1 pseudogene is annotated in these 233 nt (G+C 24.0%); it reads right to left on the bottom strand.

What is annotated here, in order from left to right:
- Nucleotides 1-98 (bottom strand): annotated as a pseudogene (locus tag SB658_RS27810) (DNA polymerase IV); the annotation flags it as partial.
- Between the last annotated feature and the right edge of the window lie 135 nt (nucleotides 99-233).

Consider the following 233-nt stretch of genomic DNA (forward strand, 5'->3'; position numbering starts at 1 on the left):
CCAAGATCTTTATACATACTTCTATCAAACTCATCTAAATTTATCCTTTCACTTAATTTATTTAATAATTCCTTTGCTTGTAGTGCAAAAGAAATAATTTATTTTCTATAAAAACTTTACAGTAAAAAATTTCATAGTTAATTGTAAAAATAAAAGGTGTCATGATATTTACTACGTCATGACACCTTCTACATAAACTTATTCTCTAATTTTTGCTGAAAAGACTTTTCTTG

The organism is Bacillus sp. SIMBA_008, from assembly GCF_046535495.1.
GTDB classification, from domain to species: Bacteria; Bacillota; Bacilli; order Bacillales; family Bacillaceae; genus Bacillus; species Bacillus subtilis.